The 18,854-nt window shown below is 68.6% G+C and carries 15 protein-coding genes; 1 reads left to right on the top strand and 14 read right to left on the bottom strand.

Annotated elements, in window-relative coordinates:
- Positions 1–72 precede the first annotated feature (72 nt).
- The 8 genes from ESP70_RS13880 to ESP70_RS13915 form a co-directional block, all read right to left on the bottom strand.
- Positions 73–507 carry a MarR family transcriptional regulator gene (locus tag ESP70_RS13880; protein WP_149689919.1) on the bottom strand — a complete coding sequence of 145 codons (435 nt, stop codon included), beginning with the start codon at positions 505–507 and terminating at the stop codon, positions 73–75.
- Between the two features lie 68 nt (positions 508–575).
- Complete coding sequence (locus ESP70_RS13885; RefSeq protein ID WP_149689920.1) at positions 576–1,034, bottom strand: MarR family winged helix-turn-helix transcriptional regulator; 459 nt, start codon at positions 1,032–1,034, stop codon at positions 576–578.
- A 40-nt stretch (positions 1,035–1,074) separates the two neighbouring features.
- Positions 1,075–2,691, bottom strand: a complete 1,617-nt coding sequence (locus ESP70_RS13890; RefSeq protein ID WP_149689921.1) for a glycoside hydrolase family 13 protein — start codon at positions 2,689–2,691, stop codon at positions 1,075–1,077.
- On the bottom strand, positions 2,688–3,590 hold the full coding sequence (locus ESP70_RS13895) for a carbohydrate ABC transporter permease (protein WP_149689922.1): 903 nt from the start codon (positions 3,588–3,590) through the stop codon (positions 2,688–2,690). The genes ESP70_RS13890 and ESP70_RS13895 overlap by 4 nt, the downstream gene beginning before the upstream one ends.
- Positions 3,580–4,542, bottom strand: a complete 963-nt coding sequence (locus ESP70_RS13900) for a carbohydrate ABC transporter permease (RefSeq protein WP_246162041.1) — start codon at positions 4,540–4,542, stop codon at positions 3,580–3,582. The genes ESP70_RS13895 and ESP70_RS13900 overlap by 11 nt, the downstream gene beginning before the upstream one ends.
- The gene (locus ESP70_RS13905) at positions 4,539–5,813 is read right to left on the bottom strand and encodes an ABC transporter substrate-binding protein (RefSeq protein WP_149689923.1); all 1,275 of its coding nucleotides are present in this window, start codon (positions 5,811–5,813) and stop codon (positions 4,539–4,541) included. Before ESP70_RS13905 ends, ESP70_RS13900 begins: the two co-directional genes overlap by 4 nt.
- Positions 5,814–5,824: 11 nt before the next feature.
- Positions 5,825–7,429, bottom strand: coding sequence for an FAD-dependent oxidoreductase (locus ESP70_RS13910; RefSeq protein WP_149689924.1), 1,605 nt, complete (start codon positions 7,427–7,429; stop codon positions 5,825–5,827).
- Complete coding sequence (locus tag ESP70_RS13915) at positions 7,426–8,457, bottom strand: LacI family DNA-binding transcriptional regulator (RefSeq protein WP_149689925.1); 1,032 nt, start codon at positions 8,455–8,457, stop codon at positions 7,426–7,428. Before ESP70_RS13915 ends, ESP70_RS13910 begins: the two co-directional genes overlap by 4 nt.
- Before the next feature lie 205 nt (positions 8,458–8,662).
- On the opposite strand from ESP70_RS13915, the gene ESP70_RS13920 reads away from it, so the two are divergent.
- Positions 8,663–10,996 carry a hypothetical protein gene (locus ESP70_RS13920; RefSeq protein WP_223148738.1) on the top strand — a complete coding sequence of 778 codons (2,334 nt, stop codon included), beginning with the start codon at positions 8,663–8,665 and terminating at the stop codon, positions 10,994–10,996.
- Here ESP70_RS13920 and ESP70_RS13925 read toward each other — a convergent pair.
- The 6 genes from ESP70_RS13925 to ESP70_RS13950 all read right to left on the bottom strand — a co-directional run bounded on the left by ESP70_RS13925 (position 10,950) and on the right by ESP70_RS13950 (position 18,754).
- Positions 10,950–13,400, bottom strand: a complete 2,451-nt coding sequence (locus ESP70_RS13925) for a GcvT family protein (protein WP_149689927.1) — start codon at positions 13,398–13,400, stop codon at positions 10,950–10,952. The two genes, ESP70_RS13920 and ESP70_RS13925, sit on opposite strands and share 47 nt — an antisense overlap.
- Complete coding sequence (locus tag ESP70_RS13930) at positions 13,397–14,296, bottom strand: phosphotransferase (RefSeq protein ID WP_149689928.1); 900 nt, start codon at positions 14,294–14,296, stop codon at positions 13,397–13,399. The genes ESP70_RS13925 and ESP70_RS13930 overlap by 4 nt, the downstream gene beginning before the upstream one ends.
- A 129-nt stretch (positions 14,297–14,425) precedes the next feature.
- Complete coding sequence (locus ESP70_RS13935; RefSeq protein ID WP_149689929.1) at positions 14,426–15,241, bottom strand: GntR family transcriptional regulator; 816 nt, start codon at positions 15,239–15,241, stop codon at positions 14,426–14,428.
- Positions 15,242–15,265: 24 nt separating this feature from the next.
- A complete protein-coding gene (locus ESP70_RS13940) occupies positions 15,266–16,825 on the bottom strand; it encodes an amino acid permease (RefSeq protein ID WP_149689930.1) in 1,560 nt (519 codons plus the stop codon).
- Between the two features lie 126 nt (positions 16,826–16,951).
- Positions 16,952–17,575: a hypothetical protein gene (locus ESP70_RS13945; RefSeq protein WP_149689931.1), complete on the bottom strand. Its 624-nt coding sequence runs from the start codon at positions 17,573–17,575 to the stop codon at positions 16,952–16,954.
- A gap of 36 nt (positions 17,576–17,611) precedes the next feature.
- The gene (locus tag ESP70_RS13950; protein WP_149689932.1) at positions 17,612–18,754 is read right to left on the bottom strand and encodes a peptidoglycan-binding domain-containing protein; all 1,143 of its coding nucleotides are present in this window, start codon (positions 18,752–18,754) and stop codon (positions 17,612–17,614) included.
- Positions 18,755–18,854: the final 100 nt, after the last annotated feature.

The following is an 18,854-nucleotide window of genomic DNA, read 5'->3' on the forward strand; positions in this document are numbered from 1 at the left end:
GCCGCCTCCCGTCGCCGCCTTAAGGTCTGGTATCGAACCTTATCGGCACGGCCAAGCGTATGTCTACGGGCGTCAGTGGCGTGCCAGCTCTTCGTCGGCCCTCGAGAGCGCCGTGCTGAGGACGCGGACGGTGGCGTCGAGGTCCTCGGCCGGCAGGTCGCCCCAGAGCCGTTCGGCAATCTCACCGGTCGTGACGCCGATCGAGCTGCGGAAGGCACGCCCCTCTTCGGTCACGACGACTTCCTCGCCCTCGCTGGCCAGGAACCCGTGCCCGACCAATGCGGCGATGTGTGCGTACGCCTCGTCGTCGGCAACCTTGAGCGCCCCGGCCACCAGGCCCGTGAGCTGGTCGCGTCCGAACGACTCGCCTCCGGCGACCGCGATACTGAGCGCGACCCACTGGGGTTCCGTGACACCGGAGTCGGCCAGGAGCCGATCCAGGATCGCGTTGAGCGCCTTCTCGGTCCGGCCGAGGAGCTGTGGGGTGAAGGAAACCATGTCGGGCATCGGGAACTCCAACTCGTTAGTAGTATAAACGTTTGTGTCACTAACGATAGACCAAGCCGCAGCCTTGCTCAAGGAGGCGGTTCCACGAGCAAGCGCAACAACCGGACGAGCTCCTTGCGCTCGGCGGCCGAGAGCGGGTTGAGGATCTCGTCCTGGGTCCGCTGGACCAGCCCGTCCAGCCGGCCCAATTGGGTCCGGCCCTTCCGGGTGATGGTGATGACGTTGCGGCGCCGGTCATCGGGGTCGGACGCGCGCTGAACCTGCGCGGCTTCCTCGAGCTCGTTGAGCACTGCGACCAGGTCACTGCGGTAGAGCCCGGCCCGATCGCTGAGCGTCGCCTGGCTCGCCGGTCCGTGCTCGTCCAGCGACGCGAGCACTGCGTAGTGCCATTTGCGTGCGCCACGAGTCGCCAGCCCCTCGCTGACGATCCGGTCGGCGCGAGTCGCTGCCTGGGAGAGCAACCGGCTCGGCAGTCCCTGCAACCGAGTCGCGCCTACCGGGGCAACGGGCATGTCGCGTTCATCCATGGCGCCACCCTACGCGCCAGCGTTAGCCGCTCTAACGAGCTCAGGCGGGGCGGGCCCAGACCGTCGTGTCGGCCGGCACGAGCCCGTCGACGAGCGGGTCGCTGGCGAGGAAGACGGACCACGCCGGGTCCAGCTCGACGGGCTCCGCGCCGAAGTTGGTCAGCGACACGACCGGGCCCCGTCGGAACGCGAGCACCGACGGGCCACGGTCCAGCCACGACATCGCGGCGGTGTGCAGGTCCGGCTCGTTCCGGCGGATGCCGAGGCACGCGCGATAGAGGTTGAGCGTCGAGTCGGGGTCGGCTTCCTGGGCCTCGACCGAGAGCGCGCGCCAGCCGTCGGGCTGCGTCAGCCAGGTCTTCGTGCCGGACGGCGAGAACCCGAACGGCTGCTCGTCTCCGCTCCACGGCAACGGCACCCGGCAGCCGTCCCGCCCCGGACTTGCGCCGCCCGTACGGAAGTACATCGGGTCCTGCAGCTCGCTGCGGTCAAGGTCCTCGACCTCCGGCAGCCCCAGCTCGTCGCCCTGATAGACGTACAACGACCCCGGCAGCGCCGCGATCAGCAGCGCCGCCGCGCGGGCCCGGCGCAGGCCCAGCACCTCGTCGGTCGGCACGCCCCACGCCTTGGTGTCGAAGTCGAACGAGGTGTCCACACGGCCATAGCGGGTCACCGGCCGGGTCACGTCGTGGTTGGACAGCACCCACGTGCACGGCGCACCGACCGGCTCGTGCGCCGCGATCATCAGGTCGATCGACGCCCGCAGCTCCGCGGCATCCCACGCCCGCGTCATGAGGTCGAAGTTGAATGCCGTGTGCATCTCGTCGGCGGCGAGGTAGCGAGCGAACCGCTCGGCATCGGGCAGCCACACCTCGCCGACCAGGATTCGCGGTTCGTCGTACGAGTCGGCGACCGCCCTCCACCGGCGGTAGATGTCGTGCACCTCGTCGCGGTCGAGGTTGGGGTGCGCTCCCGGCGCGTGTGTGCCGTCGTCCTCCGGCAGCGCGGGGTCCTTCATGATGTGCGCCGCGGAGTCGATGCGTATGCCGGCAACCCCGCGGTCGAACCAGAACCTCAGGATGTCCTCGTGCTCCCGTACGACATCGGGGTGCGTCCAGTTGAGATCGGGCTGCTCGGCGGCGAACAGGTGCAGGTACCACTCCCCCGGCGAACCGTCCGCGTTCGTGGTGCGGGTCCACACGTCACCGCCAAAGTTGTTCTTCCAGTGCGTCGGCGGCTCGGCGCCGCCGGGCCCCTTGCCGGGGTGGAACCAGAACCGCTGGCGCGCCTCCGAGCCCGGCGGTGACGCCAACGCCTCGACGAACCACGGGTGCCGGTCCGACACGTGGTTGGGCACGACGTCGATGATCGTGCGGATCCCGCGCTCGCGCGCCTCGGCGATCAACGCCTCGGCCTGCTCCAACGTCCCGAAGACCGGGTCGATCCGTCGATAGTCCTGCACGTCGTAGCCGCCATCAGCCAACGGCGACACGTACCAGGGCGTGAACCAGATCGCGTCGACGCCGAGGCTCTCCAGGTAGGGCAGGCCGGCGCGTACGCCTTCGAGGTCACCCGCCCCGTCGCCGTCGGCGTCACGGAAGCTGCGCGGATAGACCTCGTAGACCACCGCCGTGCGCCACCAGTCCGGCGGCGTCATCCCTTGAGCCCAGAGTGCGCCAACCCTTCGACGAACTGCTTCTGCGCGATGAGGAAGACCGCCAGCACCGGGGCCACCGTCATCGTCGCCGCGGCGAGCTGGGTGTTCCACATCTCGCCACCGTACGCATCGGTGTAGCGGGTCAGCGCCTGCGGCAGCGTGAACAGGTCGGGCGACGTGATGTAGACCGTCGGCTCGAGGTAGAGGTTCCACGACGCGAGGAACGTCAGGATCGCGACGGCCGACAGCGCGGGCTTGGCCAGCGGCAGGAAGATCTGCCACCAGATGCCGACCTGGCCGAGGCCGTCGAGCCGAGCCGCCTCCTCGAGCTCACCGGGGAGCGCGATGAAGAACTGCCGCATGATGAACGTCGCCAGGACGCACGGCGCCGCGAGCGAGGTGACCAGGATCAGCGGCCAGTGCGTGTTGATCATGCCGAGGTTCTTGAACATCTGGAACAGCGGCACGATCGTGACCTCGCTCGGCACCAGCAGCCCGATCAGGACGACGAGGAACAGCAGGTTCTGGCCGGGGAACTTGATCCGCGCGAACGCGTAGCCGGCGAGGCTCGAGACGAACATCGTGATCATCGTGACGAGCACCGCGATGTAGACGCTGTTGAAGTACTGCCGGGCGAACGGCTGGAAGTCGAACGCCTCGCGGTAGCCGGCGAGCGTCGGCGAGTCGGTGAAGATCGTCGGCGGCGACGCGAAGATCTCGCTGAGCGGCTTGAACGACGACGCGATCATCCAGATCGTCGGCACCGCGAACGGCAGGGCCATGACGATCAGGGCGACGTAGAGCGCGATCCGCCGGCCGATCGCGGCGCGGTCCCGCGGGCGTACGCGGGGCTCGATGACGCGGGGCAGGTCGACCCGCAACGCGGTCTCAGTCCTCATAGAAGACCCACTTTCTGCGGAGCTGCCACTGCAGCACCGTCAGGATCATGACGAACGTCAGCAGCATCAGCGCCAGCGTCGAGCCGTAGCCGATGTCATTGAACGAGAACGCCTGCTGGAAGACGTAGTAGACGAGCACCGTCGTCGACAGCTCCGGTCCGCCCTTGGTCAGCACCGCGATCTGGGCGAACGCCTGGAGCGCTCCGACGATCGTGATGATCGCCGTCAGCAACAGGGTCGGCGAGATCAGCGGGAGGGTGATGCTCGTGAAGATCTTGCGGTTGCTCGCCCCGTCGATGCGGGCGGCTTCGTGGAGCTCGCTGGGCACGCCCTGCAGCGCTGACAGGAACAGCACCATGTTGACGCCGACGCTGCGCACCACCTGGGTCACGACGACCGCGATCATCGCGGTGTCGCCGCTCTGCAGCCAGTTGGGCCCCGAGATGCCCACCTGCTCGAGCACGCCGTTGATGCCGCCGTTGTCCTGCAGGAGGAAGCCCCACACCAGCGTCCACGCGACGACCGAGACCACGACGGGGGAGAAGAACAACGTGCGGAAGAACGTCACGCCGCGGAACCTCCGGTTGAGCATCACCGCCAGGCCGAGGCCGAGGGCGATGTTGAGCACCACGACGCCGATCGAGAAGATCGCCGTCGCGCCGAGGACCTTGGGCAGCTGCGGGTCGTCGAGCAGCTGCGCGTAGTTCTTGCCGCCGACGAAGTCGAGGTCGCCGGTGAAGACGTTCCAGTCGTTGAGGCTGTAGTAGATCGCCAGCCCGACCGGGAAGATCACGAAGACCAGCACGCCGAGGAGCTGTGGCGCGACGAAGAGGTAGCCCGTCAGCGCGTCGCGGCGCGACAGCGTCCAGAACCGCTTCCTGCGCGCCGGCGCCCCCAGGGGGGCATCGACCGATGCCCCCCTGGCCCCCGAGCGCGTGGTCAACGTCGTCACTTCGCGAGCAGCGGATCGATCGCGGAGCAGACCGAGGTCAGCACCTGCTTGACGTCGGCATCGGGCTTCCACATCGCGTCGAGCGCCGTCTTGCCCTTTTGGGCGATCTCGGCCGGGCTCGTGTGGTTCGGCAGGGTCACTGCGTCAGCCAGCTGGTCCACGACGACGCTCTGCAGCTGTGCGGCGTTGAGCTTCGGGTTGTTCGTGGCGAGCGCCTTGCCCGACAGCAGGGACTTGCGCGGCGGCGGGAAGAACTGCGCCAGCTTGGCGGCGTTCTCGGGGTTGGTCAGGTACGCGAGGAAGTCGGTCGCCTCGTCCACGTGCTTGCTGGACTTGAGCACACCGACGCCAGCCTGGCCGAGCACCGAGGCCTTGCCGGCCGGACCCGCAGGCAGCGGGAGGACGTCGTACTTGAACGAGCCGTCGAGCAGCGAGGCGCGCGACACCTGGGCGACCGTGAACGCCGAGTCACCGGCGAAGAAGTCGGCCGTCGTGCCGGGTCCGGGCATCGACTTGTCCACGTAGATCGCGTCGTGCAGGAACTGGAACGCATCGACCATCTTGTCGCTGTCGAACTCGCACGTCTTGCCGTCCTTGCTCCACGCCGAGGCGCCGAACCCGGTCCAGACCGTCGCCAGGGTCTGCCAGTTGGCATAGTCGAAGTCGCGGATCACGAAGCCACCCTTGCCGGTGGCCTTGTTGACCGCCGAGCCGATCTTGGAGACCTCGTCCCACGTGAGGTTCGCGGGGTCGACGGTCTGCTTGGCCTTGGCGAGCAGGTCCTTGTTGACGTAGAGGCCGAACGGCGAGTTGGAGAACGGGTAGGCGTAGAGCTTGCCGTCCTCGGTGTACTCCGACGTGACGCTGCCGAGCAGGTCGTCGTAGTTCCAGCCGGCCGTGTCCTTCAGCTTGTCGGTCAGCGGCACGAGGGCGTCCGACGCGATGAGGTCCTTCGACAGGTCGCCCATCCACGCCAGGTCGGGCGAGTTGCCACCGGCGATCTGCGTCGTCAGCGTCGTGTTGTACTCCGGGAACGGGAGGCTGTCGAACGTGATCGACGTGATCTCCTTGTGGTCGGCCTTGTAGGCGTCGGCGATCTTGTTGAACAGCGCGAGCTGCGCCTCGTCGGCGGTCCAGACCGTCATGCGGAGCTTCACGCTGCCCGGTCCGGACTCGCCGCCACCGGAGTCGGAGCCGCTGCACGCGGACACCACCATCGCGACGGCAGCAGCCAGGGCAGCGACCCTGACCAGCTTCTTCGTTGTCTTCATGGGTTCTTCCTTCAGTAGCCGAGGATCTCGGGCCAATGGATTTCAACCCCCGCCTCGACGAGGCGGGTTTGGAACTGGCGGACCAGCTCGGGTACCGAGACGACATCTCTCGGAAGAATCGATCGCTCCAGGCAGAACGTCGCGAGCTCACCGGCGGACTCGCCGATGTTCCACTCGACGGGGTGCAGCCGGTAGGCGCCGTTCGTGATGTGCGTCGTGCCGATGTTCTTGGCGGCCGGCAGCAGGTTCTTGGTCGCGACCGGCACGAGAGCGCCCAGCGGGATCTCGAACGGCGCGCACTCGACGTCGATGTAGTTGTCGCCGCCGGTCGAGGGGTGCAGGTCGATGCGATACATCCCGATCCCGACCGAGTCGTCGAACGTCGCCGGGCCGGCGTGACCGCGGACGCGGACCGAGACGTCCTGCTCCACGACGGTCTTCATCGCCCGGATGCGGCGCGACTCCCGGATGTAGGGGGCCTGGGCGAAGCCGTCGGCGCTGCCGAGCACGTCGCCGCGCAGCCGCAGGCCGGGCCAGCCGGTGCCACCGTCGGGGCGCGGCGCCTCGGTCTGCAGCCAGTAGAAGAACGACCTCGACTGCTCCTTGGCCGCGGCCAGGTGCGTCTCACGGTCGGCGTTGTCGACGATCGAGCCGCCGAGGTAGTCCAACTGTGGCCAGTTGGCGAGCACGATGTCGCTCTCGTACGCTCCGCGCTGGAACGTCGCGCGGGCGGCGATCCGCCGGAACTCCCACAGGTCGCTGTCACCCGCGTCGTAGCGCGGATCCTCCGGCGCACCCGCGGTCAGCTTGGGGTTGACGTGGAGCGTACGCACCTCGGGCGTCAGGGTGCGCGGGTGCGGCGCCGTGAACGACAGCATCGTGTCGCCCCAGAACGAAGGCTGGTAGGTCCGCCAGTAGTCGTACGTCGCGGGACGCTCGATCGTGTGGTCGGCGCCCTCCTCGTGGTCGAACGCGAAGCACCAGGCGATCGACTGCACGTTGCCGGGATCCGCGGTCTCGGGTGCGCTCGGCTCGCCGGTCTCGGCGCGCGACTCGGTGCCGATGACGTACGCCGTGCCGGTCAGCGGGAGCAGGTCGCCGGTCTCGGTCGCGTCGAGCACCATCGCGGCCTCGACCACGACCTCGTCACCGGTGTGGAGGTGCGCCAGCGTCACCGAGCCGACCACGTCGTCGGCGACCTCGACGGCCACCGGGACGTACGGCTGCAGGATCGTGAGCCGGCCGCTCGAGAGGTGCGGCGCCAGGAGCTGCGTGATCACCGCGAGCGCGACCCGCGGCTCGTGACAGAGCCTGCTGACGCGACCCCGCCCGGGGTTGAGCTGGAGGTCTCGCCGGGCGAGGTCGGTCAGCGGATAGTGGTCGCGGTAGTAGCGACGGATGCCCTCGCGCAGCGCGCGATAGCCGGCGGTGACGCCGAACTGCTCGACCCAGATGTGCTCGTCGGGCGGCACGCCCTGGGAGGTGAGCTGGCCGCCGAGCCAGGCGTACTGCTCGGTCAGCACGACGCGCTGGCCGCGACGCAGGACGGCGAGGGCGGCCGCGACGCCGCCGAGCCCGCCGCCGATGACGGCGACGTCGGTGTTGAGGTGAGTCATGCCCGTCCGACCAACGTCTCGCCGAGCTCGAGCTGCCCTGCGAGCAGGAGCTGGGTGTCGAGCCCGGCCCACTCGTCCGACGGCGTCGTGATGAGCTGCTGCAGCAGGTTGAGCGCCTCGGCGGCGACCTGCTGGCGCGGCACCTGGAAGCCCGACAGCGGGTGACCGTTGACGCGATGACCCCTGACCTCGCCGAGAGCCGTCAGAGAGACCTGCTCGGGCACGACCGTGCCGGCCTTGCCGAGTGCGAGGGCCACGTCCTCGGCGAGGAACGCGTCCTCGGCGAACACCAAGGTGGCGCCGGTCCGGGCGAGGTCCTCGACGATCGTGTCGACGCCGTCCACCAGCGTGAAGCGCGGGCCGCCCGACGCATTCGACGTGTGGATCTCCTGGAGCCGGTCACGAGCCGTGGGGCTGTTGCGGCCGCGGTGGACGTAGAGCGCCTCGCGGTGGCCGAGTTCAGCAGCCCGGGCGATCAGCTCCGCGGTGAGGCTGACGTAGTCGATGCCGACGTACGGCACCTTGGCGGTCGTCTCGTCGCGACGGCCGACGGCGACGAACGGGAACTCCTCGTCGACGAGCCGCTTGAGGTCGTCGCCGTCCATCTGCTGGCCCAACAGGATGCAGCCGTCAGCGAGGCGGAGCCGGGTCTTGCGGTGGAAGAGACTGCGCGTGCCGTCCTCGACCGGTGAGCTGGTGAAGAACAACAGGTCGCAGCCGACCTGTTCGGCAGCCCGCTCGAGGCCGTTGAGCAGGGGGCCGTAGAAGTCCATGCTCTCGGGGGACAGCGCCGCCTCGTACGTGAAGACGCCCATGATCTGGTTGTCGAGGCCGGCCAGGCGGCGCGCGGCCGGATCGGCGACGTAGGTCGACTGCTCGATCGCCCGCTTGACCCGCTCGCGGGTGGCTTCGGGGATGCGCACGTTGGAGCCGTCGCGGTCGTTGAGGACCATCGAGACGGTCGTCTGACTGACCCCCGCGATGCGGGCGATCTCACGCTGCGTCACATTGCGCGCCTTGGGTGCCATGCCGATCCCGTCCCTCGTCCGTACGAATAGGGCGAGACGCTAATACGTATTTTCAGATCACGCAACCCCCTTGACACATTCCCGTAACCCCGCGCAGCATGACACCCACGCTCATCGCTAATAGGGATTATCAAATGGGCGTGGAACGGCAGGCCTTCCTGCCTCTCAGGAGATGATCATGACGTCCGAGCCCCAACGATCCCCCTTGTCCCGACGCGGTTTCCTCGGCGCGACGTTCGCCGCCGGGGTGCTCCTCGTCGCCGAGCCGAGTCGGGTCGTCGCGGCCACCGCGGCGGCCGGCGACGTGACACTGAGCGCGAGCGGCGTCAGCATCCTCGCGAGCCCCGGAGGCCGCCTCGCGATCCGCGACGCCGCCGGCGTGATCCGCTCGCAGGGGTCCAAGTTCCAGGTCAAGGACAGCGTCGCGGGCATCCAGATCTCGACCGGCGGCACACCGAGCCTCGTCACGCTGCCGGACGGCACCCAGGCGATCCGCATGGACTACGTCATGCCGGCCGCCGCAGGAGCCACGACGGTGTACGGCCTGTTCTGGGTGTCGACCAACCACGTGCACCTCGAGTGGCACACCACGGGTCCTTCGACGCTGGTCCCCGACGGGTTCCTGTTCAGCCGGGCCATCGTCGGCTCGACCGAGCCCGACCGATTCGTCCCGATCACCGAGTGGGTCCGCGACGCAGGGGGTGGCATCCCGTACGAGGAGACCGCCGGCATCGCGCACGCATCGACGTGGGGCGCACTGCACGGCATGTTCCTGCTCGAGCGGTCCAAGCAGGACTGGACCAACACGACGTGGATCCACTGCTCGGCGACGCCGCAGGCCGACGGCAGCCTCCTCAGCCAGGCGGACTTCTTCTTCAGCGAGACGAGGCCGTCGGCCACCGCCGTCATCGGCACGAGCCGCGAGCTCGGCATCGAGCTGTGGACCGACCGCGACTTCAACATCTGGGACGCCGCCGGCCAGACGATGTCGGTCACGGCCCTCGTCGCCAACGGCAGCTCGAGCGCCCGCAACGTCGAGCTCTCGTGGTGGGTCAAGGACTTCAACGGCGAGACGCTGACGACCGAGTCGGTGACGGCACCGGTCTCCGCCGCCTCGACCTGGGAGCACACGTTCACCCTGCCCGCGCCGGCGTACGGCATCTCGCTGGCCGAGGTCACCGCCACCAGCGGCGACGACGAGGCGTTCGCGCGCACGACGCTGACGGTGCTCCCGCCGGCCGACTACGCCGCCGGCGAGCAGAGCATGTTCGGCATCGCCAACTACCCGTGGCTGCAGGTGCCGTCGGCGACCGCGCTGCTCGACCTGTGGCAGAAGGTCGGCATCAACTGGGTGCGCATCTCGTACGCCGGAGGACCCGGCCTGCCGCCCTCGGCGTTCGACCAACGCGGCATGTTCCACAACGTCGAGCTGCAGCCGAGCCTCGACGTCACCGACACCGTCGCGACCCAGTGGGCGGCGGACAAGCTCGCGGTCGCGGTCGCCGCCGGTGCGACCTACTTCGAGGTCGGCAACGAGCTCAACCGGCCCTTCAACACCGGCGTGGCCGCGCAGGCCTACATCGACAAGGCCCTGCGGCCGGTCGTCGACCGGCGCGCCGCGATCGGGGCCGACATCAAGATCCTCAACAACGGGCTGGCCGGCATGGACAAGCCGTGGCTCGAGAACTTCCACGCCGCCGGTGGTTGGGACCTCATCGACGGCTTCGCCTATCACCCGGGCCGCGGCAACTTCACGCCCGACTACGACCCGCCCGAGCCCTACGAGGCCACGAGCGAGGGCCGCTACTGGAACTTCGCCGGCGGCCTGCGCCAGCTCAAGGCGCTCATGGCCGACTACGGCGACAAGGAGATCTGGCTGACCGAGGCGTACGCCTGCACGCGGCCCAACGGCTGGTGGAACGACACCTACCGGCACGCCGCCGAGAACGTCTTCCTGACCCTCGCCATGGCCAAGGCCGAGGGCATCCGCACCGTGTGCTGGTACCAGTTCCACGACAGCGTGCTGGGCAATGCGCAGGCCGCCGATCCCGACAACGTCGAGTACCACTTCGGCCTGATGAACCGCGATGTCAGCGCCAAGCCCTCGCTGCTGGCGTACGCCACGGCCGCACGGACGTTCGACCAGGCGACCTACCTCGGGCCGCTGGCGTTCGACGACCCGAAGACCAAGGGCCTGCTGTTCGACACCCCCGACGGGCACGCTGCCGTGCTGTGGAACCGGGCGGACGGCTACATCCTCAACCAGGACCACGCGCCCTCGCCCGAGCGCAACTTCCCGGCCCCGGAGGTCTGGGTCGATCCGTGGCCCACCAAGACCAGCCTGACGGTCGCGACGTCGGGCACGAGTGCGAGCCAGGTCGACGCGATCGGCCAGCGCACCTCGCTTGCGGTGACCAACCGACGCACGACGCTCACGCTCGACGGCGCACCGCGGGTCTTCTACGGCCTGGCGTTGGCGGGCAACGGCGCGGTCACGAAGGGCGGAGCTTTTCGCCTGAAGGATCGAAGAGGGGCTTGAGGCTGACGGTGACGGGGACGCGGCGACCGCCGACGTCGAGCTGGTAGTCGCCGGCTCGTACGTAGGCCGCGTCGACGGTGGCTCCGTCGGGCGCGTGGAGCCAGGCGAGGCCCACGCCGGTGCGGAGGGTTGCGCCCCACGCGCCGGAGGTGGCCTGACCTGCGGCGACGCCCTCGCGTACGAGCAGCTCGCCACCCCAGACCATGACCTCTGGATCCTCGAGAGCGAACGAGACGAGGCGGCGCGACGGCCCGGCGGCCTTGGCCTTCTCGACGGCGGCGCGGCCGAGGAAGTCGATGTCGGTGCCGAGCTTGCAGGTGAAGCTCAGCCCGGCCTCGACGGGATCGACCTCGGGCGTGAGCTCTCGGCCGTACGCTCGATAGCCCTTCTCGAGGCGCATCGACTCGATCGCGTAGTAGCCGGCGTCGACCAGCCCGAGGTCGGCGCCGGCCTCCTTGAGCGCGTCGTAGAGCTGCAGCGCGTCGGGTGTGCGGACGTACAGCTCCCAGCCGAGCTCTCCGACGTACGTGATCCGGGTGGCCCGCACCGTGAGCCCGGCGAGCTGGATCTCGCGGCTGGCGCCGAACGGGAACGCGTCTTCGGCCAGGTCGGCCTCGGTGAGCCCGGTCAGCAGCTCGCGTGATCGCGGGCCCATGAGGCCGAACACGGCGAGCTTGTCGGTCACGTCGTGGACCTGCGCGTCGAGCCCGGCCGGGATGTTGCGCCGGATCCAGTCCTGGTCGCGCTCGGTCGTCGCTGAGCTCGCGACGAGGAAGAACTCGTCGTCGAGCACGCGGGTCACGGTGAGGTCGGACTCGTAGCCGCCGCGCTCGTTGAGCAGCGCGGTGTAGACGGTCTGGTCAGTGGCGACCGCGACGTCGTTGCTGCAGATCCACTGCAAGGCTGCTTCGGCGTCGGCGCCGTGCACGACGTACTTGGAGAACGACGACTGGTCGAAGATCGCGACGTCCTCACGGCACGCCTGCTGCTCGGCCGCCGACCAGGGCAACCAGTTCTGCTTGCCCCAGGCGTAGTGGATCGCGGGGTCGACCGCGGGCGGCGCGAAGAAGTTGGCGCGCTCCCAGCCCATCTTGCTGCCGAAGCCGGCGTTGGCGGCGGCGAGGCGCTCGTAGACCGGCGAGGTCCGCAGCGGGCGAGCGGTGTCGTACTCGCGGTTGGGCCACGGCACGGCGTAGTGCAGGCCCAGCACCTCGGTGACCCGGGCACGGAGGTAGGCCTTGTCGTTCTGGAACGGAGCGAACCGGCGGATGTCGACCGCCAGCAGGTCGACCGTCGGCTCACCCTCGAGGATCCACTCGGCGAGGGCGCGCCCGGCACCACCGGCCGACGCGATGCCGACGGAGTTGAAGCCCGCACCGACGAAGAACCCGCGGACCGACGGAGCCTCGCCGAGGATGAACTGGTTGTCGGGCGTGAAGCTCTCGGGCCCGTTGTAGAACTTGCGGATGCCGGTGTCGTGCAGCACGGGTATGCGTTCCAGCGCGCTGTCCATGAGGATCTGGAAGTGGTCCCAGTCCTCGTCGAGCAGCTGGAACTCGAACGGATAGGGGATCTGGTCGGGCGCGACCCACGGCTTGGCCTCGGGCTCGAAGCCGCCGACGACGAGCCCGCCGACCTCCTCCTTGAAGTACGTGTAGCCGTCGGGGTCGCGCAGGATCGGCAGGTCGGGACGGACACCCTCGATCTGGTCCGTCACGACGTAGAAGTGCTCAGCGGAGTGCAGCGGCACCGTGACGCCGATCTGCGCCGCGAGGTGGTGCGCCCACTGGCCTGCGCAGTTGACGACGATGTCGGCCTCGATGTCGCCCTGATCCGTACGCACGCCGGTGACCGCGCCGCCGTCGACCAGGATCTCGGTCACACGGACGTGCTCGACGACCGTGGCGCCTCGCTGTCGAGCACCTCTGGCGAGCGCCTGGGTGAGATCGGTCGGGTTGGCGGTGCCGTCACCGGGCAGCCAGATGCCGCCGACGAGGTCGCCGGTCTCGAGCAACGGGTAGCGCTCGCCGGCCTGCTCGGGCGTGAGCAGCTCGCACTCCAGGTCGTACGCCGCGGCCGTCGCGACCGTACGGCGCAGTTGCTCCATGCGGTCCTCGGTGCGGGCGACGGTGACCCCGCCGCACCGCTTGAACCCCGAGCTCAGGCCCACCTCGGCCTCGAGCTGCTCGTAGAGCGAGGCGCTGTACTGCACCAGTGTCGTGCCGGCTTGAGTCGCGCGAAGCTGGCCGACGAGCCCGGCCGCATGCCACGTCGTGCCCGAGGACAGCTCGCCCTGCTCGAGCAGCACGACGTCGCTCTCGCCGGACTTCGTCAGGTGGTAGGCGACGCTCGTACCGATGACACCACCGCCGATGATGACGATCCGAGCCCGGCTGGGGATCATGCGGTGACCGCTTCGAGCCAGGTGCCGAACTCCGGGCTGCGGAAGTCCGCGACCGCCTTGTCGAACCGCTCCTGGCCCCAGCCGTGGAAGTCGAAGTCGTCGTCGTTGGTCGCGGCCTGGATGAAGCCCCAGAGCGACCAGCCGTAGCGCGACACCGTCGCCTGCAGCCGCGCCCGCGCGATCAGCGCCGGGTCCTCACGGCCGGCGTACGCCGTGACGAGCTCGGCGAGGTGCTCGTCGTCGAGGTCGCACTCGGTCCACGAGTTGCCGAGCTCGAAGTAGGCGTCGTTGTTGCCGGCGTAGTCGTAGTCGATCAGCCAGATGCGCTCGCCGTCGTCGACGATGTTGCCGGCGAGCAGGTCGTTGTTGCACGGCACCGTCGGCATCGGGCGTGCGCCGAGCGCGCCTTGGATGCTCAGGAAGTCCGCGCCGTACGAGACGTAGTCGGCGGGGATCGGGAAGCCCTTGGTGACGCACGTGCGCAGGTAGGTCGGCTGGCGGATGAACATGTCGAAGTCGGTCGAGAACCGCGGCCCGGAGTGCAGCATCCTGACCGCGTCGGCGACGCGCTGGATCGTCCCGGGTGTGCGGAGGTCCGCGTTGACGTAGCTGCGGCCACCGACGTAGCCGATGACGAGCACTCCGAGGTCGGGGCGATAGTCGACGAACGGCGCTCCGGCACCCGACGCCTCGGCCGCCTTGGTGTTGTAGGACTCGGCGGCACGGTCGATCCCGAGCAGCGAGCTGTCGCTGCGGGCGAGGCGTACGACGTACTCACCCGTCGGCGTCGTGACCTTGAGGTTCTGGTTGGTCAGTCCACCCGAGAGCTCCTCGACGGTCCGCGGCGAGGCCGCGAGCACCGGCACCTGGTCCAGCACCCCCTCGATGTCGACCATTCACGCACCCTACCCGCGCCCGAACCAAAAGGTCTAGACGATGGCGCTCCTGCGGCGTGGCGGTGGATTCTCCACCGTCTGGCGGCTCATTTGGTGGAGAATCCACCGCTCGCAGTGAGGAGGTGAGGACTAGGTCGGTTCGACCGTGAGCTCGGGGGACGAGCCGGGGTCGATGCCGGTGTGGAGGCTGATCCGGGTGCGATCAGGGCGATAGCGGTCGCGGGCGAACTCGACCGGCACCCCCGCCACGGTCGACGCCTTGCGGGTCACGAGCATCAGGGCTGAGCCGGGCTCGACCTCGAGCAGCTGCGCGTGCTCCGGCGACGAGATCTCGGGCTCGAGCCACTCCTTGGCGCTGTGGGGCGCCAGGCCATAGTGCTCGCGCATCAGACCGTAGAGCGATCCGGTGAGGCTGCGATCGAGGAATCCGGGGAACAGGTGCGCCGGGAGGTACGTCTCCTCGAGCGCGAGCGGCACTCGTCGCGCAGAGCGCACGCGGACCACCTCGATGACGTCGCGCTGGCGACCCAGCTCAAGTGCCGTCGTGATCTCCGCGGATGCCGTGATGATCCCGGCCCGCACGATCCGGGCTCCTGCGCGTACGTTGGCCCGCCGCATCAGCTCGGTGAAACCGGGCAACCCGCTGAGGTCGACCTCGATGCGTGGCTCGCGGACGAAGTTGCCGCCGGAGCGACCCCGCCGGCGCTCGATGTAGCCACGGGCCTCGAGCGACCCGAGCGCCTGCCGCAGTGTCATCCGGCTCACGCCCAGGCCGGCAGCGAGCTCCTCCTCGGGCGGGAGCTTGTCGTCGGCGCGCACCTTGCCCGCCCCGATGCGGCCGAGGAGCCACGACGCGATGCGGGCGTGTGAGGGACCGTCGTCCGCCGTCGTCGAGAGATCGGGCTTGCCGCCCAGCGCCTCGTCATCGACATGCAACGTCCTCACACGCCCGACCGTATCGCCTCGCGGCTAGTCGTCGAACGCCTCCACGACCGCGGTGTCGATCGTGTGCTTCGGACCCGTGAACCACTTCTTGGCCGAGACGTGCCACCAGATCGTCAGCGCGAGCAGCGTGCCGAACGTCAGGATCGGCGCGTAGTTGACGAACTTCCACGAGAAGTCGTCGTTCCACGGGACCGCAGCCGGGGTGAACGGCAGGATGAAGTAGACCGAGATGATCGCGATCTCCGCCACCGCAACGAGATTCATCCACTTGTACTTGCTCCCGTTGTTCCAGCTGCCGGGCACGAACGAGGCGCCCATCTTCCAGCGCAACCAGATCGGAATGAGGAACGCGAGGTAGAGCCCGATGACCGCGACCGAGACCACGGCATAGAACGCGACCGGCACCGGGGCACCGTTGATGTCGACCTCGATGAGGGCCGGCAGCGTGATGATGGCGCCGATCACGGCGACGAACACGACAGCGTTGGCCGGAACCTTCGATGCCGACACCTTGGACCAGATCTTCGAGCCGGGGATCGCACCGTCACGGCTGAACGCGAAGGTCATCCGCGACGCGCTCGTGAGGCAGGCGATCGTGCAGAAGAACTGACCCGCGACGGATATCGCCAGCACGATGACGTGCCAGCCTTGGCCCAGCGCCTGGCCGAAGATCAAGTCGACGCCACCGCCACCCTTGGTGACCGCATCCTTGTCCTGGACCGCGAACAAGAAGGCGAGGAGCAGGATCCACCCGCCGATCGCCGAGTACGCGATGGAGCGCCAGATGCCCTTGGCCGCGGCCTCCGAAGCGCCCTGGGTCTCTTCCGAGAGGTGTGCAGAGGCATCGAATCCGGTGATCGTGTACTGCGTCAGCAAGAAGCCAAGCGGCAGGACCAGGAACCAGTACGTCCCACCGTGGGACGCCGCATCGGCGTACCCCGAGTTGTTGACCTTGCCGCCGAACACCTCGCTGATCGCCATGTGCGTCTTGGGCACGATGGCGAGGATCAGGACGACGATAGCGACGCCAGCCACGTGCCACCAGACCGAGATGTTGTTGATCACTGCCAGCAGGTGACCGCTGAAGATGTTGAGCGTCGCGGCGACGGCCAGGATGACGACGAACAGGATGAACACCCGGGTCAGGCTGTATCCGTCGGCCCAGCTGCTGCTCAGTGTGTTGAGTGTCAGGTCGAGGAACGTTGCGCATCCGTAGGCGACCGACGCCGTCACGGCCAGCAGGCCGATCAGGTTGAGCCAGCCGGTGAAGAAGCCTGCGGCAGGCCCACCCATCTTGGACGCCCACCAGTAGATCCCGCCTGAGGTCGGGTAGGCCGAGACCAGCTCGGACATCGTGAAACCGATGATGAGGATGAAGATCGAGATGACCGGCCAGCCCCAGGAGATGGCGATCGGACCACCGTTGTTCCAGGCCTGGCCGAACGTCGTGAAGCAGCCAGCGAGGATCGAGATGATCGAGAACGAGATCGCGAAGTTCGAGAAGCTGGACCACGAGCGGTCGAGCTCCTGCTTGTAGCCCAGCTCCGCGAGACGTTTTTCGTCCGCGCTGAGTTGATCTGTCATGTGATGCACCCAACTCTCATAAGAAGTTGGTGCATGCTAGCGCGGGTCAGAGGTATGAATCTAGACCTTTGATGCATACGATCCAAGGAGTTCACACGACGGAAATCGAAGGCGACTCCGCCGACGTCAACTCGATTCGTCGTCGCGCGCCTGATCGGCTTGAGCGCGCTTGAGCTCGTCGCGCTCCCCGCGGAGGCGCTTGACCTCCTTCTTGCGGTGGCGCATCTGCATGCTCGTGCCGGTGATGATGAGCGCCAGCACCGCACCCGCGATGACGCCGCTCAGCGTCCCGGCGCGGAAGCCCGGCGCCTCGACGTCGAAGATCCGCTCCCCCGCGTGTGCCGCCTTGCTGTTGCCGGCCACGACCGAGAGCGTCAGCCAGTTGGGCGCCGCCAGCAGCAGCGCGACGACCACGACGACGATGCGCCAGGTCCAGTTGAAGAAGCGGCGGCGGATCTGGAAGAGCAGCAGGAGTGGGACGAACGTGAACACGAATCCGTAGAACAGCCCCCAGAGCGTGCCCTTGGTGAGGCTGTCGCCGACCTGGTCGCCGACCCGGTGCGCCCACCAGCGCGGGAAGAACGCCGCCGAGATGCGGAAGCCGACGTACGCGACGGCGAGAAGCACGAGCGCCACGACGATCCGCGTGACCCACGCACCCGGAGCGATGCTGGGCTGGTCCCGGATCTTGCGCTCGAGCGCGTCGTCCTCGTGGGGCTCGTTGGTCGCGGCCGACTCGTCCTGGGTCATGGCCACATCATGGCAGGACGAGGGTCCCGACGCCCGTCATCCGAGGGCGTCCGCCATGGCCCGCCACTCCTCGGCGCGGACGATCCCGTCCTGCGTCAGCCCCGCCGATGCCTGCAGCCGCTTGACCGCGGCGAGCGTCACGGTGCTGAAGTAGCCGTTGCGGTCGGCGGCCGGCATGCCCAGCGCGGTCTGGAGGAACAGCGCCGCCCGGCCGACGTACCCGCGCGCGATCGTGCTGCCGGAGTACGTGGCGACGCCGTACTCGACGGCCTCGCGCTGCGTGTAGCCGGCGACGGCGTTGCTCGTGACGCTCGACGGGCTCAGCGACGCCCAGGTCGGCTGGTCCAGCGCAGCCGTGTAGGGGATGTCGTGAGCTCGCTGGTACGCGTTGACCGCCTTCCACGTGGCCATGTCGAACTTCCCGGTCCTGGCGACCCCGAGCAGACCCTGCGCCTTCGTGACGGTGGCGCCGGTGTGCCCGTAGGCCCGATCGGCCCGCGACGTCTTCTTGAGCAGCGACGCGGTGCGCGGGCACGCCCCGGCTCGCGGGGTGCTGGTCCGGGCGCCGTACGTGCCGGCGAACCGAACGCACGGACCCAGGTCGATCGTGCCGACCTCACCGGTCCAGAACGACGTGTTGCCGCGAGCCCCGTTCCAGCTGAACGAGATGTGCACGTGGTCGGTGTGACCCGAGCTCGTCCGCCAGCCGTCGGCGGCGCGGTAGACCGCCCAGATCTTCTTGTTGTAGATGATGTACATGATGCCGAGGCGTCGGGCGTTGCGACCGCTGTTGGCCGTGGCCCAGCCGATGAAGTTGGCCGCCGCCGTGCGCTCGCTGGTGTCGCTGACATCGACCATCCAGTCCCACGCCCGGCCCTCGCTGTGCTCCGAGACGCCTTCGGTGCAGTCGTGGCTGATCGCACCGGCGCCGCCCTCGCCGTAGGTCTTGAGGACCAGTGCCCGCAGCTTGACGACGCCGGGCATGTCGACCGGGCTGCACGACACCTGAGGCAGGTAGGGCGATGCGGGATCGACGCCGGCCGGCAGGGTCACCGGTGCGGGCAGGCCCTTGGGGCTCGAGGGCAGGGTGATCGGCGGATCGCCGGCCGCAGCAGGCGATGCCAGCAGCGCAGCTCCCACCACGAGCGGGACGAGCACGAGCATGAATCGGCGCCACATACGCGCCCCCTTCCCCGAGACAACTCCTCCATCATGCGTCGCATCCGTCTCGTGTGTCACTCGAAAGCCGGAATCCTGTCCCGGCGGGCACGTGGAACGC

The organism is Aeromicrobium ginsengisoli, from assembly GCF_004134905.2.
Lineage (GTDB): Bacteria > Actinomycetota > Actinomycetes > Propionibacteriales > Nocardioidaceae > Aeromicrobium > Aeromicrobium ginsengisoli.

What these genes read in the sequence shown, in the direction of transcription:
- ESP70_RS13880 (WP_149689919.1), bottom strand. Translation starts at nt 507, where the DNA reads ATGCCCGACATGGTTTCCTTCACCCCACAGCTCCTCGGCCGGACCGAG.
- ESP70_RS13945 (WP_149689931.1), bottom strand. Translation starts at nt 17,575, where the DNA reads ATGACCCAGGACGAGTCGGCCGCGACCAACGAGCCCCACGAGGACGAC.
- ESP70_RS13950 (WP_149689932.1), bottom strand. Translation starts at nt 18,754, where the DNA reads ATGTGGCGCCGATTCATGCTCGTGCTCGTCCCGCTCGTGGTGGGAGCT.
- ESP70_RS13910 (WP_149689924.1), bottom strand. Translation starts at nt 7,429, where the DNA reads ATGACTCACCTCAACACCGACGTCGCCGTCATCGGCGGCGGGCTCGGC.
- ESP70_RS13915 (WP_149689925.1), bottom strand. Translation starts at nt 8,457, where the DNA reads ATGGCACCCAAGGCGCGCAATGTGACGCAGCGTGAGATCGCCCGCATC.
- ESP70_RS13940 (WP_149689930.1), bottom strand. Translation starts at nt 16,825, where the DNA reads ATGACAGATCAACTCAGCGCGGACGAAAAACGTCTCGCGGAGCTGGGC.
- ESP70_RS13930 (WP_149689928.1), bottom strand. Translation starts at nt 14,296, where the DNA reads ATGGTCGACATCGAGGGGGTGCTGGACCAGGTGCCGGTGCTCGCGGCC.
- ESP70_RS13890 (WP_149689921.1), bottom strand. Translation starts at nt 2,691, where the DNA reads ATGACGCCGCCGGACTGGTGGCGCACGGCGGTGGTCTACGAGGTCTAT.
- ESP70_RS13905 (WP_149689923.1), bottom strand. Translation starts at nt 5,813, where the DNA reads ATGAAGACAACGAAGAAGCTGGTCAGGGTCGCTGCCCTGGCTGCTGCC.
- ESP70_RS13885 (WP_149689920.1), bottom strand. Translation starts at nt 1,034, where the DNA reads ATGGATGAACGCGACATGCCCGTTGCCCCGGTAGGCGCGACTCGGTTG.
- ESP70_RS13925 (WP_149689927.1), bottom strand. Translation starts at nt 13,400, where the DNA reads ATGATCCCCAGCCGGGCTCGGATCGTCATCATCGGCGGTGGTGTCATC.
- ESP70_RS13895 (WP_149689922.1), bottom strand. Translation starts at nt 3,590, where the DNA reads ATGAGGACTGAGACCGCGTTGCGGGTCGACCTGCCCCGCGTCATCGAG.